General features: G+C 35.5%; 14 protein-coding genes. 8 read left to right on the forward strand and 6 right to left on the reverse strand.

Annotated features, from left to right (window positions below):
* Positions 1–8: 8 nt before the first annotated feature.
* Both MF646_RS14920 and MF646_RS14925 read left to right on the forward strand, forming a co-directional pair.
* The gene (locus tag MF646_RS14920; protein WP_250097313.1) at positions 9–941 is read left to right on the forward strand and encodes an acetamidase/formamidase family protein; all 933 of its coding nucleotides are present in this window, start codon (positions 9–11) and stop codon (positions 939–941) included.
* Positions 942–1,071: 130 nt separating this feature from the next.
* Positions 1,072–1,725, forward strand: a complete 654-nt coding sequence (locus MF646_RS14925) for a hypothetical protein (RefSeq protein ID WP_250097314.1) — start codon at positions 1,072–1,074, stop codon at positions 1,723–1,725.
* Positions 1,726–1,808: 83 nt separating this feature from the next.
* On the opposite strand, the gene MF646_RS14930 is transcribed toward MF646_RS14925, so the two are convergent.
* Positions 1,809–2,123 (reverse strand): DUF3892 domain-containing protein, encoded by a 315-nt coding sequence (locus MF646_RS14930; protein WP_250097315.1) that lies wholly within the window; start codon positions 2,121–2,123, stop codon positions 1,809–1,811.
* A gap of 250 nt (positions 2,124–2,373) precedes the next feature.
* Between MF646_RS14930 and MF646_RS14935 the strand changes: the two genes are divergently transcribed.
* Complete coding sequence (locus tag MF646_RS14935; RefSeq protein ID WP_250097316.1) at positions 2,374–4,002, forward strand: Na/Pi cotransporter family protein; 1,629 nt, start codon at positions 2,374–2,376, stop codon at positions 4,000–4,002.
* Positions 4,003–4,189: 187 nt separating this feature from the next.
* Positions 4,190–6,772 carry a helicase-related protein gene (locus tag MF646_RS14940; protein WP_250097317.1) on the forward strand — a complete coding sequence of 861 codons (2,583 nt, stop codon included), beginning with the start codon at positions 4,190–4,192 and terminating at the stop codon, positions 6,770–6,772.
* Positions 6,773–6,821: 49 nt separating this feature from the next.
* On the opposite strand, the gene MF646_RS14945 is transcribed toward MF646_RS14940, so the two are convergent.
* A complete protein-coding gene (locus tag MF646_RS14945; RefSeq protein WP_250097318.1) occupies positions 6,822–7,460 on the reverse strand; it encodes a CBS domain-containing protein in 639 nt (212 codons plus the stop codon).
* A 107-nt stretch (positions 7,461–7,567) separates the two neighbouring features.
* On the opposite strand from MF646_RS14945, the gene MF646_RS14950 reads away from it, so the two are divergent.
* Entirely contained in the window at positions 7,568–7,744 is a 177-nt protein-coding gene (locus MF646_RS14950; RefSeq protein ID WP_250097319.1) for a hypothetical protein, read from the forward strand.
* A gap of 353 nt (positions 7,745–8,097) precedes the next feature.
* On the opposite strand, the gene MF646_RS14955 is transcribed toward MF646_RS14950, so the two are convergent.
* From MF646_RS14955 to MF646_RS14965, 3 genes are read right to left on the reverse strand one after another with little or no spacing between them, the layout of a single operon-like run.
* The gene (locus tag MF646_RS14955) at positions 8,098–8,397 is read right to left on the reverse strand and encodes a hypothetical protein (RefSeq protein ID WP_250097320.1); all 300 of its coding nucleotides are present in this window, start codon (positions 8,395–8,397) and stop codon (positions 8,098–8,100) included.
* Positions 8,398–8,412: 15 nt separating this feature from the next.
* Entirely contained in the window at positions 8,413–9,108 is a 696-nt protein-coding gene (locus MF646_RS14960; protein WP_250097321.1) for a hypothetical protein, read from the reverse strand.
* A gap of 26 nt (positions 9,109–9,134) precedes the next feature.
* Positions 9,135–10,520, reverse strand: a complete 1,386-nt coding sequence (locus MF646_RS14965) for a hypothetical protein (RefSeq protein WP_250097322.1) — start codon at positions 10,518–10,520, stop codon at positions 9,135–9,137.
* A gap of 205 nt (positions 10,521–10,725) precedes the next feature.
* Between MF646_RS14965 and MF646_RS14970 the strand changes: the two genes are divergently transcribed.
* The gene (locus tag MF646_RS14970) at positions 10,726–11,298 is read left to right on the forward strand and encodes a nitroreductase family protein (RefSeq protein WP_250097323.1); all 573 of its coding nucleotides are present in this window, start codon (positions 10,726–10,728) and stop codon (positions 11,296–11,298) included.
* A 66-nt stretch (positions 11,299–11,364) separates the two neighbouring features.
* Here the strand turns inward: MF646_RS14970 and MF646_RS14975 are convergent, their stop codons facing one another.
* Complete coding sequence (locus MF646_RS14975; protein WP_250097324.1) at positions 11,365–12,012, reverse strand: M50 family metallopeptidase; 648 nt, start codon at positions 12,010–12,012, stop codon at positions 11,365–11,367.
* A gap of 172 nt (positions 12,013–12,184) precedes the next feature.
* Here MF646_RS14975 and cls point away from each other — a divergent pair, with 172 nt between their 5' ends.
* The gene (cls, locus tag MF646_RS14980; RefSeq protein ID WP_250097325.1) at positions 12,185–13,630 is read left to right on the forward strand and encodes a cardiolipin synthase; all 1,446 of its coding nucleotides are present in this window, start codon (positions 12,185–12,187) and stop codon (positions 13,628–13,630) included.
* Between the two features lie 71 nt (positions 13,631–13,701).
* Positions 13,702–15,069 (forward strand): sigma-54 interaction domain-containing protein, encoded by a 1,368-nt coding sequence (locus MF646_RS14985; protein WP_250097357.1) that lies wholly within the window; start codon positions 13,702–13,704, stop codon positions 15,067–15,069.
* Positions 15,070–15,079 lie beyond the last annotated feature (10 nt).

The following is a 15,079-nucleotide window of genomic DNA, read 5'->3' on the forward strand; positions in this document are numbered from 1 at the left end:
TTCTAAATATGAAACATGTTATTAATGCAAGCAATTTTACTTTGCACGGTTCTTTTAGTAAAGATTATCAGCCAATCCTAACCATTCAACCAGGTGACTCAGTCCAATATTCAACGGTTGATATTGGTTGGGGATTTACCGAAAGAAATGGAAAGAAAACACAATATACTTCAAGGGAAAATGAAGGGATGTGGGGGCATCCAGTTGTCGGACCTATAGAAATTAGTGAAGCCAGAGCAGGAATGACACTTGAAATTAAAATTAATGAGATTGTTCCTAGTTGGTATGGGTGGAACTGTGCTGCGGGTAAATCAAATTGGCAGAATGATCAGTTAGGCTTATCAAATCAAGAACCAATTAGATTCGATTGGACAATTGATAACGAAAAACGTATTGCAATAGGGAGAAGGAATAATAGAGAATTCTCCGTTCCAATTCAGCCCTTTATGGGCGTAATGGCGACAGCACCAAGTGAACCGGGTGTTCATTCAACGATTCCTCCTCGTTACTGTGGAGGCAATATTGATTGTAAGGAGCTTGTAAAAGGAAGTACGTTATATTTACCGATAGCTGTTGATGGTGCATTGTTCTCAGTAGGAGATGGCCATGCAGCACAAGGCGACGGTGAAGTGTCAGGACAAGCAATTGAATGTCCAATGGAACTCGTTGATTTAACTTTTTATGTAAGGGAAGAATTATACTCACATATGCCGTATGCCAACACACCTGCTGGATGGATAACTTTTGGATTCGATGAAGATTTAAATAAAGCAACAATCCTTGCATTAGATGGAATGATATCTCTTATTCAACAACAATACAAAGTCAGTAAATCCGAAGCAACCGCGTTAGCTAGTGTGGTCGTTGACCTTCGCATTACACAAATTGTGAATCAAGTTAAAGGGGTCCATGCAATATTACCACATGGTGCATTACGTTAACCTGTACTAACATTATAAAAAATTAAAGAAAAGATTACTTTTTGGATTGAAAATCACAGCTTTGGTTCAAAATAGGATTAGCAGGAACAAATTTAGCAAAAGGCTAATACTATTAAAGAGGTGATCGTTCATGACATTAGATTGGTTTGATAGAGTATCTGCAGAGCTGCAAGACGATCTAGAATCAATTTGTGAACAGTATGATCAAATTGGTCATATGTCTATTGATAAAGGAGCTAAGCACCCTCGAATTGAATTTTTTGTTGAATCTGAGGAAAACGACCGTGAGTATTTTTGCACGCTTTTTTTTGATCCATTTAACAATGAGTTCTATATCGAGTCATTTGATTTAGATCTTGACCTTAGTTCACGAACGATACTCGAAGATATAGATGATATTATCGATGCTGTTCATGAAAGTTTCCATGAATTTATGGAGGACGAAGACTATGTGACAGCATATGAATACGAGTATGATGATCAGGGTGAGGATTATATTGACAGTGATGAAGATGAATATGAGACGTTAGAAGTTGATTGGGAAACACCAGAGGTGACTGCCTATATTGATGAAAATGAAGATGTGGAAATCACCTATAAATTCGGTGTGATCCAGGAAACAGGGGATGGAATCCTCCAAAGAACGAACCGTGTAAAAACAGAGGATGATGAGTTAATTAAAGATGAATTTAACTTCATCTTCAGTAAGGATGAAGCTAGTACGATTATTGCCATGATTGCTAGTCATATGGATTCAATACAAAGTTTAGATACAGGGTACTAAACGTAAAAGGCCAAGGCCCTCCTTACACCGGAGAGGCCTTTTGACTTTTTAAGATGAAGTTACTGCTCTCATACCCTTTATTATTAGAATTCTGGTAAATTGTCTAAATTGTTTTCTTTGATCCCATCGGGTTCACTACGTAAAATATCGCGTCCATATTTATGAAACACATCTACATGTGCCAGGCTTCCTTGTTTTGCTTCTGTTAAGGCGGTTAAGTAATCGAGTTCACGACCACTACTGGTTTTAAAAGCAATTAAATCGCCATCATCATTCTTTCGAACGGCAATAATGCTTTCTTGCGCACTACTTGCTGTCATAGCCTCTTCTTGAGCTTGACTTTTTGCCTCGTTTAGGTACTGATTATACACTTCTTCAAAATGGTTATTTGTTGTCATAAAATTTACCTCCATTATTATCATTTCACTTAGTTTATGTATTTTAAAAGTTTGAATACAAAAAGGGTAATTGTCTAAAAATACAAGAGTAATAAATAAAACATGTTCAACGAAATTGAGAGATGGCGTTTACAATATCTTTACAATATCTTTACATTGGAATCATTTACATTCTCTTAACAATTCCTTAATATGTGAAAGGGGGCAATCGTTGTAGAACCTTGTCGAAACGATATTTAGAGAAGGGTTGATGAAATTGGATTTACAAACAATTTTGTTTATGTTTTTGGGAGGCTTAGGGATCTTCCTATTTGGGATAAAGTACATGGGAGATGGACTTCAAAAAGTAGCAGGTGATCGTTTAAGAGATTTGTTAGATAAATTTACAACAAATCCAATCATGGGTGTTATTGCAGGACTAGTTGTCACGATTCTGCTGCAAACGAGTACTGGTACAACCGTTCTCACAATCGGCCTTGTTAATGCGGGATTTATGACGTTAAAACAAGCTATTGGGGTGATTATGGGAGCGAATATCGGAACAACAGTAACAGCGTTTATCATCGGGATTAAAATATCAGCGTACGCGTTACCGATTATCGCTGTTGGTACGTTCTTAATTTTCTTCTTTAAAAATCAAAAGGTTAACAACTATGGACAAGTTATCTTTGGCTTTGGAGCATTATTTTTAGGTTTAAATTTTATGGGTGATGCTATGAGGCCACTGAGAGAGGTTCAGGCTTTTGCGGATTTAACTGTAAGTATGAGTGATAATCCGTTATTAGGTGTATTAATTGGTACTATTTTTACCGTTATTGTTCAAAGTTCTTCAGCTTCAATTGGTTTATTACAAACTTTGTTCTCTCAAGGTTTAATGGATTTAGATGCTGCTTTACCTGTATTATTTGGTGATAATATTGGTACGACGATCACAGCTGTCCTTGCTTCTTTAGGTGCTTCTATAGCAGCGAAAAGAGCAGCACTAACGCATGTTATTTTTAACTTAATTGGTACCATTATTGTTTTACTTTTATTTAGACCATTTGTGTTCTTAATTTCTAATATACAAGACAGTTTATTGCTTAATCCTGAGATGACGATTGCTTTTGCACACGGTATATTCAATGTATCTAACACTTTGATTCAGCTACCGTTCATTGCAATGTTAGCAATAATTGTAACAAAAATTATTCCAGGACAAGACTCAGCGATTGAGTACAAGGCTCAACATTTAGATGAGCGCTTTATAAGAGAGGCCCCATCGATTGCCCTTGGTCAAGCGCAAAAGGAAGTTCTTAGAATGGCTGAACTCTCAGAAAAAGGTCTAGAAGAAGTCGGAAGATATATGAAGACCCATGAAAAGAAACATGGTGAATTAGTGCCTCAATTTGAGGATGCAATTAATAACTTAGATCGTAAAATAACTGATTATTTAGTTCAATTGTCTTCCCATTCTTTTACTGTAGAAGATTCGAGGCTGCATTCAACCTTAATGGATACAGTAAGAGACATTGAACGTATTGGCGACCATATGGAAAATATTATGGAGTTGGTTGATAGTCAAATTAGAAACAAAGTGAAATTTTCTGAATCGGCTATTGCCGATTTAGATGAAATGTTTGACTTAACTTTATCTACTTTAAGACAGTCGATTAAGGCGCTAGAAACACAGGACTTAAATGAAGCAAAGGCTGTTCTAGAAAAAGAAGACAAGATTGATAAAATGGAACGTGATCTTCGTAAAAAGCATATTACTCGTTTAAATGAAAATCGTTGTACAGGGTCAGCAGGAATTATTTACGTTGATATTGTAAGTAATTTAGAGCGAGTAGGAGATCATGCTGTTAATATTGCTGAAGTGGTAATTGGCGAAGAGTAAAGCGAAACGGCTAGAGTTTATCTAGTCGTTTTTTGTTATATATAAACACAGAGAGATACCGATCCAAAAAATGTAAAGGTTTTGATTTGATTACAATGGACATTACAGCATAAAATAATAGTAACAAGTACTTTTCTTGTCAGGCAAATCTGTCCCTGTCATGTCACACCTTCTGAAGGAGTACAAAATGAATAAATTAACTACCGTATATCCACAAGCAGTTGAGCATACAAAAAGAAAAATAACGGAAGATATAGAACGTTATTTAGAAGAAAAAGAATTCATACCGACTTTTGAGCAGTACATAGCAGATCGCCATAACTATGTAGAGCAAATTTGGGTTAATGTATGGCTAAATAAAATTACAAATGATGTGTCAAAAAGAGAAAAGAAGGCTTTTTTAACAGAAAGAAATTACGAAGTAGATGGAGTGGATAAAAAAATCATTAACCGCCTATTCCGTAATGAAATGAGAGACTACCGGCCATTTAATGTGATCGGTTGGCTAAAAGAGAGGTTCTCTGGCAAAGAACAAGAATGGAATGAACTTTTTGATAAAGCAAAAATGAATTACGCTAAGCGAAAAGAAGAAGAACGCTTAGCTGAAAAACGTAAAAAGGTTGAATCGAATATTGAAGCTGTTTTACAAGAAATAATGGAACAAGATCAAGAACATTTGTACCTTTATATACGTCATCGAGTAAGTCGGCAATTGGCGTCTGATTTTAAGGCGAAGCCAAAGTATCGAAAAATTGAAACATTTAAGATTGAAGAAGAATTAGAAGAAATTGGACCGTTTTCGCCAAAAGATTATTTTACTGTTTCAAAGTTCTTTGATGAATTAACTGGAGCTGTACAAAAAGCGTATTACTGGGAATATGAAAGATATTTATTCGCATACCAGCGTTTTATTAATGAAAAATTAAGGTTGTATGTAAGTAAGCTTGTATTAGAACGTCTATCAAGCGAAACCTATACTCAATATAATGAAGTTTTCAATCAACCTCTAACCGATATAAGGGTAAGTGTGATTGTTAAACCGTATCTTCCATATTGGGAGAAACGATTTTTTTCTAATATCCAATCAGAGTTGCTTGATGATCTATTGAGCCTTGCAGAGGTTCCATTTGATATGGATGAACACAAAAAGATTTATCACAACGACTTGATTGAAAGAGAACGAAAGAAAGCGGAAGAAGAGGCGGAGGCAAAAAGAAAGCAGGAAGAGGAAGCAAGAATTCTTGATGATATTTTCGGGCGTGAATATAGACCATCATCAGGGAGGAATATTCGTTATGTCTTGCATATTGGTGAGACTAACACTGGCAAAACACATCATGCGTTGGAACGGATGAAAGCAGCTTCAAGTGGCTTATATTTGGCTCCACTTCGGTTACTTGCTTTAGAGGTCTATGACAAATTAAATGCAGAAGGAATACCTTGTACATTAAAAACAGGAGAAGAAGAAAAAACTGTAGAAGGCGCAGCTCATAATTCTTGTACGGTTGAAATGTTTCATGAAAAAGAGTTTTATGATGTGGTTGTTATAGATGAAGCGCAGATGATTGCAGATAAAGATCGTGGCTTTTCATGGTATAAAGCAGTAACGAAAGCAAATGCAAATGAAGTGCATATTATTGGGAGTCGAAATGCAGAATCGATGGTGCTTGAATTATTAGGGGATTCTGAAGAAGTAGAAATCCATGACTATACGAGAGATATCCCACTTAAAGTGGAAAGAAAAGAATTTAAAATGAGTCACACGAAAAAAGGCGATGCATTAGTTTGTTTCTCAAGAAGAAGAGTTCTTGAAACAGCGTCACAGCTACAAAAGAATGGGCACTCTGTCAGTATGATTTATGGGAGTATGCCACCTGAAACTAGAAAAAAACAAATGCAGAGATTTATTGAAGGTGAGACGACAGTTATTGTATCGACAGACGCAATTGGAATGGGTTTGAATTTGCCAATACGTAGAATTGCTTTTTTAGAAAATGAAAAGTTTGATGGAACTAGAAGAAGAAGGCTCACTTCACAAGAAATTAAACAAATAGCAGGACGGGCAGGGCGAAAAGGGATCTACGATGTCGGGAAAGTCGCTTTTACGAGTGAGATAAAGATTATGAAACACCTTTTACAACAAGAAGATGAATCGATTCAGTCATTTGCGATTGCACCCACTAATGCTGTGTTTGAACGATTTCAAAAGTATTATCGTGATCTAGGGACTTTCTTTGAGCTATGGGAGAAATTTCAAAGTCCTAAAGGTACGAAAAAAGCTAGTCTGTCCGAAGAACGGGATTTATATGAAACAATAAGAGGTACTGAAATTGAAGCTCGTCTTTCGATGATGGATTTGTATGGATTTTTACATTTGCCCTTTTCATCAAAAGAACCAGGATTAACCGAGCAATGGCAAGAGAAAATGCTTGCTATTGTGAGGGGAGATGATTTACCAGAGCCCCAAATTGTGAAAGGGGCGCTCGAAGAACTTGAGCTTTCTTACAAATCGATTGGTTTGCACCTGTTGTTTTTATATCGATTGGAAAGAAGAACAGAAGCAATTTATTGGGAGCGTGTACGTGAGGAGATAAGTGACGGCGTCCATGAAGTCCTAAAAAATGATGTGAGGAATTTATCAAAAAAATGTAAATATTGCGGTAAGAGCATGTCATGGGAGCATGAATTTACAATGTGCGATGACTGCCACAAATCACGATATCGACAAAGGGAGAGAGGAGCGTACCGGAATCGAAAGTATTATAGGTGAAAAATGCAATATACCTCGTTTTAAAATGCGAAGTATATTGCATACATTATCACTCCACTTCAAGAATACGGTATCCATGTTTATTCAAATCTTCCAGTACTTTTGTTAATTTCGGTGTCGGTTCTATTTTTATAAGCAGTCTTCGCAGATATTTTGAATCAGCTTCAAATCCGATGTCAGAAATAATATTTACGTTATATTTTGTCATTATTTTGGATACACCTAGTAACGTTCCTACTTGATTATGAACACCTAAAAGAATTCGGATTCCTTTTACGTTAGTACCAAAACAAGATTCTAACGTTTTTTCTACAATTGAACGTTTGATAATTCCAACAAATTTGTTTCCATCAAGGACAGGAACAAATGGGTATCTAACAATGATAGGCAAACAATCCTCAAAATGACTTTTTCTTAGGTCAACATATTCTAAGGAGGTTGTTTGTTCTACACAATCAAAAATAGAGTGTTTATGCAATTCTTCTAGGGGTGTAGACAAAGGTTGCGACTCGTAATATTCAAGAATAGAGCGTTTGCTTAAAATGCCCAAAAAAGAAGATCCGTCTTTTGATAATACAGGAAGACTATAATGAGATTGCCCTAAGATGTCCAATGCTTTTCCAATGGTCATTTCCGGATTGAGTAAAATAAGGTCTTTTTTTTGTGTTAAACAATTACGAATAAACATACGAACCACCCCGATCTGGTATTGCTATCATTATTATTCGAACTAAGAAAATAGAATCTGCCTATACTTGATAAAATACATGAGTAAATATTTGTAGGAGTGATGATATGAGTAAGGAGAAAGTGTTAATATTAATCGGTTTTTTTCTTGTAAACGGACTTTTAATTGGAAGTTTATTTACTGGTAGGGACTATATTATGGAGATTCTTCTGTTCACATTGGTAGCAAATATTCTTTATGTTGGTTTGCTAGCTTACATAAAAAGACAAGCAAGGTCAGATTAACTGATCAAGAAAAATAGGACGAGTTCAAAAACAATTTTAGAATTCGTCTTTTTATGCATTCATATTAAAAAAGATAGTGCAATCACAAAAATAGATAAATGATATAAAAGGTCTAACGTATTTCTTCCAAATGATTTATTAAGTAAGTTCAATGCAACGTAACCAGACCTAATTACAATAATAACTAAAGCTACTTTTATTATAATGGTTGGAATCATGTCACACCTCCACTTATTAGGTCTTCTATAATATGAGGCTGTGGTGGAGATAAGACTAATAATTGTAAAGGGATTATCTTCAAAAGTCTGCTGTTGACCTTTTCAGATAACCCCTTGAGATAGCGCTTTATTCACCTATTCTTTACGTTTTTCAATTTCTTGCGTTACTACAAAAGCAAGATCTTCATTTCCAAAAAGTGAAAGTACGCCAAGTAACGTCTCATCAGCAATCTCTTCTGATTCATCTTTTGGAACGGTTAATTCAATCGCATGTTGTAGCGCGGGATTCTCAGTTTGGTTAGGATAAGCTTCTCCATAAATAGCAGCAGGATCTAAATCATGATTGACACACCACTGTGCAAATACAAGGATCATCATGTGCTCATCACGTTGGAAGTTACCAACGATTCGTTCTTCGACTTCTTTATGTTTCATTGTTTCTTTGCTCCTTTAATCTGTTTCATTCATAAGTGAGTTTAATTGTTTATAGAAGTTTTTGTTATAAGATGTAATGATATGAGTTCTTGCCTTCGAAAGGGGAATTACGGCTTTGCAACTGCGAGCCTGGCAAGATACATCATCTTGATTCACCTGAATTAAGTACTTTTTTCGTTTTTTGCATGAAGGGCATGTAGCACTGATCAACTGTACTGTTGCACCTCTTGAAAAAGCCCCGTCCGTTTTATCTTTTGTTTCCTTTGATAATTCTTGAAACAATACAGCATTTGTTGCAGCTCGACCTGTTCGTTTAATTAATGTTTCAAGAGTTAGTAATGGTTTGGGGTTTCTAACTGGTTTTTTCTTAACGGTAATATTATCATACTCATCCATTTCTAATAACCCGTATCCTTTAGGGATCTCTTCGAGGGTTAATAACCCTACCGGTGTCATCAAATAGGCATAATCGGCTATTTGATGATAGCCATAGTCTGAATGCAAGACCTCATCGCGAAGGAAGTCAGCACGAGTAGCTTTTACTTCAATTATCCGAGCTTCTTTCCTTTTTAGATTGATTCCTAGAGCATCTGCTTTAAAACGCTTCCTGTGTACAAAAAGCTTTACTTCGTTTGCGCACAGGTCTGTCATTTTATTTTTTAACCAATATAATGATTGTGTCTTAAGGTGTTTGTGAGTCGTACTTTCCATAATACATTCCTTCCAATTTCTCTTGTCTACAACCATCCAAAAACATAAAAACTATACAGAACTGCTGTTAATGTCAATCCAATCATACTAACAAACAGCAAATTTTGTTTTACAATTACACTTGTCGGCTTATCCATGAGCTTTGCGGCCATGAGCACTTGACCAGAAAAAGGTGATAATTGAGTTGATACAGTCCAAGCAATTAATAAGACTAATGCTAGGTATTCTGGACTCACACCGAATTGATCAGGTGATAAAGCACTCCCAATTCCTATAACGATAATAACAGGATGAATTCCAATTTGCGCAAGTAGTGTAGCTAAAATCACCAAAAATAAACTGATGAAAAAGACAGATCCAAATGAAGCTTGGAACAGCACCTTCGATAAAAAATTTCCGATATCAGTATGTGACATAGCCATTCCAAGAAAACCTGCACTAATAAAAACGGCCAGTTCATTTTTTAATTTGATAAAAGCTGTTTGAACCTGTTCGGAAACATCTTGAATAAATGTTTTTAAGTTGTTAGTTATCAAAGCAAAACAGATTGGCAAAACAATAGCTAGTAATGATACGACTGTTAGCATTCGAACATGTAGTAAGAAATCTAATAAAAAAGATAAGATGATTAGAATCGCACAGAAAGTGACAAATCCGCATATTGAAGATTGGTTTGAATGATCTTTCGGTGTTTGGTCCACTTTTTCAATGAGCGGATCATCTTCAAATGATATTTTCTTAAACATTATCATGCAAAAAACAATGTAGATACACGCAAGAATTAAACCGTAGCCACCAATGTCAAACCAAGCAACATCAAACAAAACAAGAACAAGACCAACATTAACAAAGTAAGGGGACCATAGCATCGACGTTGCAAATCCACGCATTATGGTTAATGTTAGTGCCTGATTTCGGTAGCTTGTGAAACTTTCATCTGCAATCCTCTTCACAATAGCCATAGAACCGAAGTTTAACAAGACACTCATTGTAGCAGTTAAGATAAAGCTTAGACGATATGGATGTTGTCCGGCTTTTTTTTGTCGTTCTAGTACCTTTTCTTTTAAGGCGGATAAATAACCAGCAGTTGACATAAATGTCCCAATTAACGGGATTAGCAAAAATAAAGTAAGTAAATTAACATTTTCACCGAACCCAAGTAGAGCTAAAGTGAAATCACTTTTTTCAATCATTAAACATACGGTCCCAGTAGCAAGCAAGAGCAAGACAATAACCCGGTTCATTGTTGTTAAGAAAAAGAGTGCACAAATAAGCAAAATAGCTGAAAAAGTACTATAAGTAACCTTTAAAATCGAACTTGGAAAGAATGAATCAATTAGGTAAAGGATTGAAGTTACATAACAAAGGACTCCTAAAACGCGTGTGAACAAATGAAAATGCGTAACAGCCATCTCCTTTTTCCTTTTAAATTCAAATGCTATTTTTCCACTTATTATTTTATTTTAAAGTGAGTGAGCGATTGCGTAAAGGGAAAAGAAAGTCTGGTTACTAAAGCGTTGTTATAAAAAGTAAGGAATTGCCGTAATAAAATAGCTATTAGCTTGATATGATTAGTTAAAACATTTTCCATCCTTACCTATAGAAAGGGTGTTTGTAATGGACATTATGGAGGCAATTTTAACGAGAAGGACGATCGGGCTCGTGAAGGAGGATCCGGTTCCCAAAAAATTCATTGAACAGATTCTCCATGCCGGAACGCATGCCCCTAATCATTTTCGAACAGAGCCATGGAGGTTCTTTGTCTTAACTGGAAATGCGAGGAACCGATTAGGGAATGTTTTTGAGGAAATTACAAAAGCAAGCCTCGAGGATCCTACAACAGAAGAAAGTCAAAAAAAATTAAGAAGAAGTCAAACCAATCCACTACGTGCACCAGTCATTATTGCGGTTGGAGTTGAACCAAGTATGAAAAAAAATGTGATTGTTAAAGAAGAGTATGCAGCTGTCAATAGTGCCATTCAAAATATGCTGCTTGCCGCACATGGATTAGGCTTGGGAGCAATTTGGCGCACGGGTACGATATGCTATGATGAAAAAGTTAAGGAATTTTTTGGGATGTCTGAAGAAGGGGAAATGTTAGCGTTTATTTATCTCGGGTATCCAAATATGAAAACCCCAAAAGTTAAGAAAACTCCATACGAGGAAGTTACAACATGGTTTGAATCTTAATAGGGATAACTGCGCCCTTTGTAGAAATGGATATGGCATTCCTTTCTACAAAGGGTGGTGACGAATTTATGAAATAAAAAAACGAAAGATATAATATGCACTGCTTACCGACTGAAAGAAAAAGAGAAACCCCCAAACAAATGCAGGGATATATGTTAGCTTTTGGAGTCCGTAGGCATCTCCCGAGTTCTGTCTATTGGACATGCTTAAAAGAAAAATAGTTATTGATGCTAGTATAGAGTGAACGAAAATGATGCTTGAAAGAAAGTAAACGACAATCTCCTTGACTAAACGTAGCTGAAAGTATATTAATAAAACACAACTTCCAATAAAGAATAGAAGCCAAATGACCCCATAAAAGTTACGAACCCAAAGTAGCAAATTTATTAATGCTAACCCCAAAAATGAATAAAATAAAACCAAAACGTGCCCCGCAGCTATAAGGTAGAAGCTTAACACAGAGACAACTGATGCGAATGTATATCCAGCATAAGTAACGATAACCGAACTTACCCAGGATCTTGAAGATGTAAACGCTACTCCCTCAGTTGTTCGATATAAAGAGATTGAATAAACTTTCCCACTTGTTAACAGGGATGCGATTGCATGACCACTTTCGTGAACTAAAGTATGAACTGTACCGAAAAGTGATTTGAGAAATGGGATAAATGTAATAATAACAGCTGCAAGAATATACAAATACAAATGATCCACATAAATCCCTCCTTCACTCTAAATCATAGCCAGATTGTCACTTTTTTAACATAAATGGTTTAGCAGTAGTTAGATAGAGTTAATTGAAGGCTCTCCTAGAAAAATTAGACAAAATGATGAAACGTGTTATTCTATTGGTAAAACAATTTATTCTAATAAGTGGAGGCCAATAATGAATTATCTTTCAATAATCGTCCCGTTCATTTTTATATTAAACATTGCTTTGGCGATTATGATTATCTTTTTAGAACGACGAAATGTCAGCTCTATTTGGATGTGGGTATTAGTCTTAACCCTGCTTCCGTTAGCTGGTTTCTTTTTATACATTATTTTCGGGAGGAATTTGAGTAAATCAAAGTTATTTAGATGGGACGAAAAAAGTTATCATCTTTTAAAAAAGCTCGTTTCCACACAATTAATGTCGTTTCGGGAAAAGAAAATAAACACTAGAGACGATACAATAATGAAATATAAAGATTTCATTATTATGAATCTTACTCATAACGCATCTCTTTTAACTCAAAATAATAAATTAGATGTATTTATTGATGGGAAAGAAAAGTTTCACTCTTTATTATCTGATATTGAGCAAGCAAATCAGCATATACATATTTTATATTATATTATTCGTGATGATGAACTTGGAAATCAGTTAGCGGATGCTTTAGCTAAAAAAGCAAGTGAAGGGATTAAAGTCCGATTGTTGTATGATGACTTAGGTTCACGTAAATTAAGTAAAAGATTTGTACAAAAGATTAAATCTGCCGGCGGAGAGGTGGAATCATTCTTTCCACCAAAAATTCCGTTTATCAATTTAACGATAAACTTTAGAAACCATCGCAAATTAGTAATTATTGATGGGAAAGTAGGGTATATTGGGGGATTTAATGTCGGAGATGAATACCTAGGATTAAATGAGAAGTTTGGATATTGGCGTGATACCCATTTACGTATAGTTGGTGAAGCTGTGAATAACATTCAAACACGATTTATTCAAGATTGGAATCAAGCGGCAAGAAAAGAGTTATTAATTAAAGACTATCGCCTTTCTTTTGAGAAGGAATATGGCCAATGCGGAATACAAATTGTATCAAGTGGACCAGATTCTCAACTCGAACAAATAAAAAAAGCATATATTAAGATGATTTTATCAGCCAAAGATTATGTATACATTCAATCACCGTACTTTATACCAGATGAGAGTCTTCTAGATGCCTTAAAAATTGCTTGTTTTTCTGGATTAGATGTACGTATTATGATTCCAAATAAGCCAGATCACCCATTTGTGTACTGGGCAACGTACTCCAATATAGGAGAGCTTTTAAAAATTGGTGCAAAAGTATATATATATGAAAATGGCTTTCTTCATTGCAAGACGATTGTTTCTGACGGAGAAATAGGATCTGTTGGGACCGCCAATATAGATGTGAGGAGTTTTCGTTTGAATTTTGAGGTTAACGCATTCCTATATTCTTCCAAAGAAGTTGCTGGCTTAACGGATATTTTTTATAAAGATATGGATCATTCAAGAGAGTTGACCCTTGAGCAGTATGAAAAGCGTACGTTAAAAATTCGCTTTAAAGAATCTGTTTCTAGATTGCTTTCTCCTATTCTTTAAGTCACATAGGAATGGAACATGTATGATTGGGGGTGTTCTTTTTGTTTTTTAAACCTTTTGAAACAAAACAAATGCTTGAGGCGATATTAGGCAGTATTGATGAGGCGATACATGTCGTGAACTCAGAGGGGATTACGATTTATTACAATCAAGTTGCCGCAAATAATGATGGATCTAGTATAGAGGATGTACTCGGGAAACACATTTTAGATGTGTTTCCTTCTCTAAATAAACAGTCAAGCACGTTGCTTAAAGTAATTCAAAATGGGAATCCGATCGTTCAGCAAACCCAAACATACACAAATATCAAAGGACAGCTTATTGATACTGTGAATACTACACTTCCTATTAAAGTCGGCGATAAGGTTATCGGGGCAGTTGAAATCGCAAAAGATTTAACGACAGTAAAAAAGCTTTCACAAACATTAATGGATCTTCAAGAGAAAGTGAATAACAAAAAATCAAAACCGGTTCCCATTATGGGTGCAAAGTATGGCTTTGATGACATTATTACAAACGACCCTGAAATGAACCGGGTAAAGAAACTTGCTCAAAAAGCAGCAAAGACTTCTTCGCCAGTATTGGTTTATGGCGAAACTGGGACAGGGAAAGAATTATTTACTCAATCGATTCACAATGCATCGATGAGGAGAAAAGACCCTTTTATTGCTCAAAACTGTGCATCATTGCCTGCTTCATTACTTGAAAGTACGTTATTTGGGACGAAAAAAGGGAGCTTTACAGGTTCAGTTGACCGAATTGGTTTATTTGAACTAGCTCATAAAGGGACGTTGTTTTTAGATGAAATCAATACAATGTCACTCGATTTTCAAACAAAGCTTTTACGTGTAATTGAAGATGGAGTCATTCGAAGGGTTGGTGGAATCGATTCTTATTTAGTTGATGTAAGGATGATTGTTGCTATGAATGAACATCCCTTAAAGTGTATTGAGAAAAATCAACTCCGATCTGACCTTTTTTACCGTTTAAATGTTTTCTTTCTAGAAATTCCTCCTTTAAGAAAACGCAAGCATGACATTCAATTGTTAGCCGAGCATTTCGTAAAGAAATACAATTATTCATTTAATAAATTGGTTGTTTCGATTGACGAAAGAGTAATACAAAAGTTAGAAAGTCATGATTGGCCTGGGAATGTTCGAGAACTTAAGCATACGATCGAATATGCAATGAATCTGGTAGATGAAGACACCATTACTGTGGAACATCTACCTATTTATCTTCAAGAGCAAGAAAGTGTTAGGAAACAAAGCGCTTCTTCATCTCTTCGCCAAACATTAGAACAAACAGAGATTTCTATGATTCAGCAAGCCTTAAAAGAATCCAATCAAAACATCTTACAAGCAGCCAATCGATTAGATATCCCTAGACAAACTTTACAATATAAAATGAAGAAACACGGCATTTCTTTGAAACATTGAAAAAGGAAGG

Origin of the sequence: Halalkalibacter alkaliphilus (assembly GCF_023555415.1) — a bacterium.
Lineage (GTDB): Bacteria > Bacillota > Bacilli > Bacillales > Bacillaceae_D > Halalkalibacter > Halalkalibacter alkaliphilus.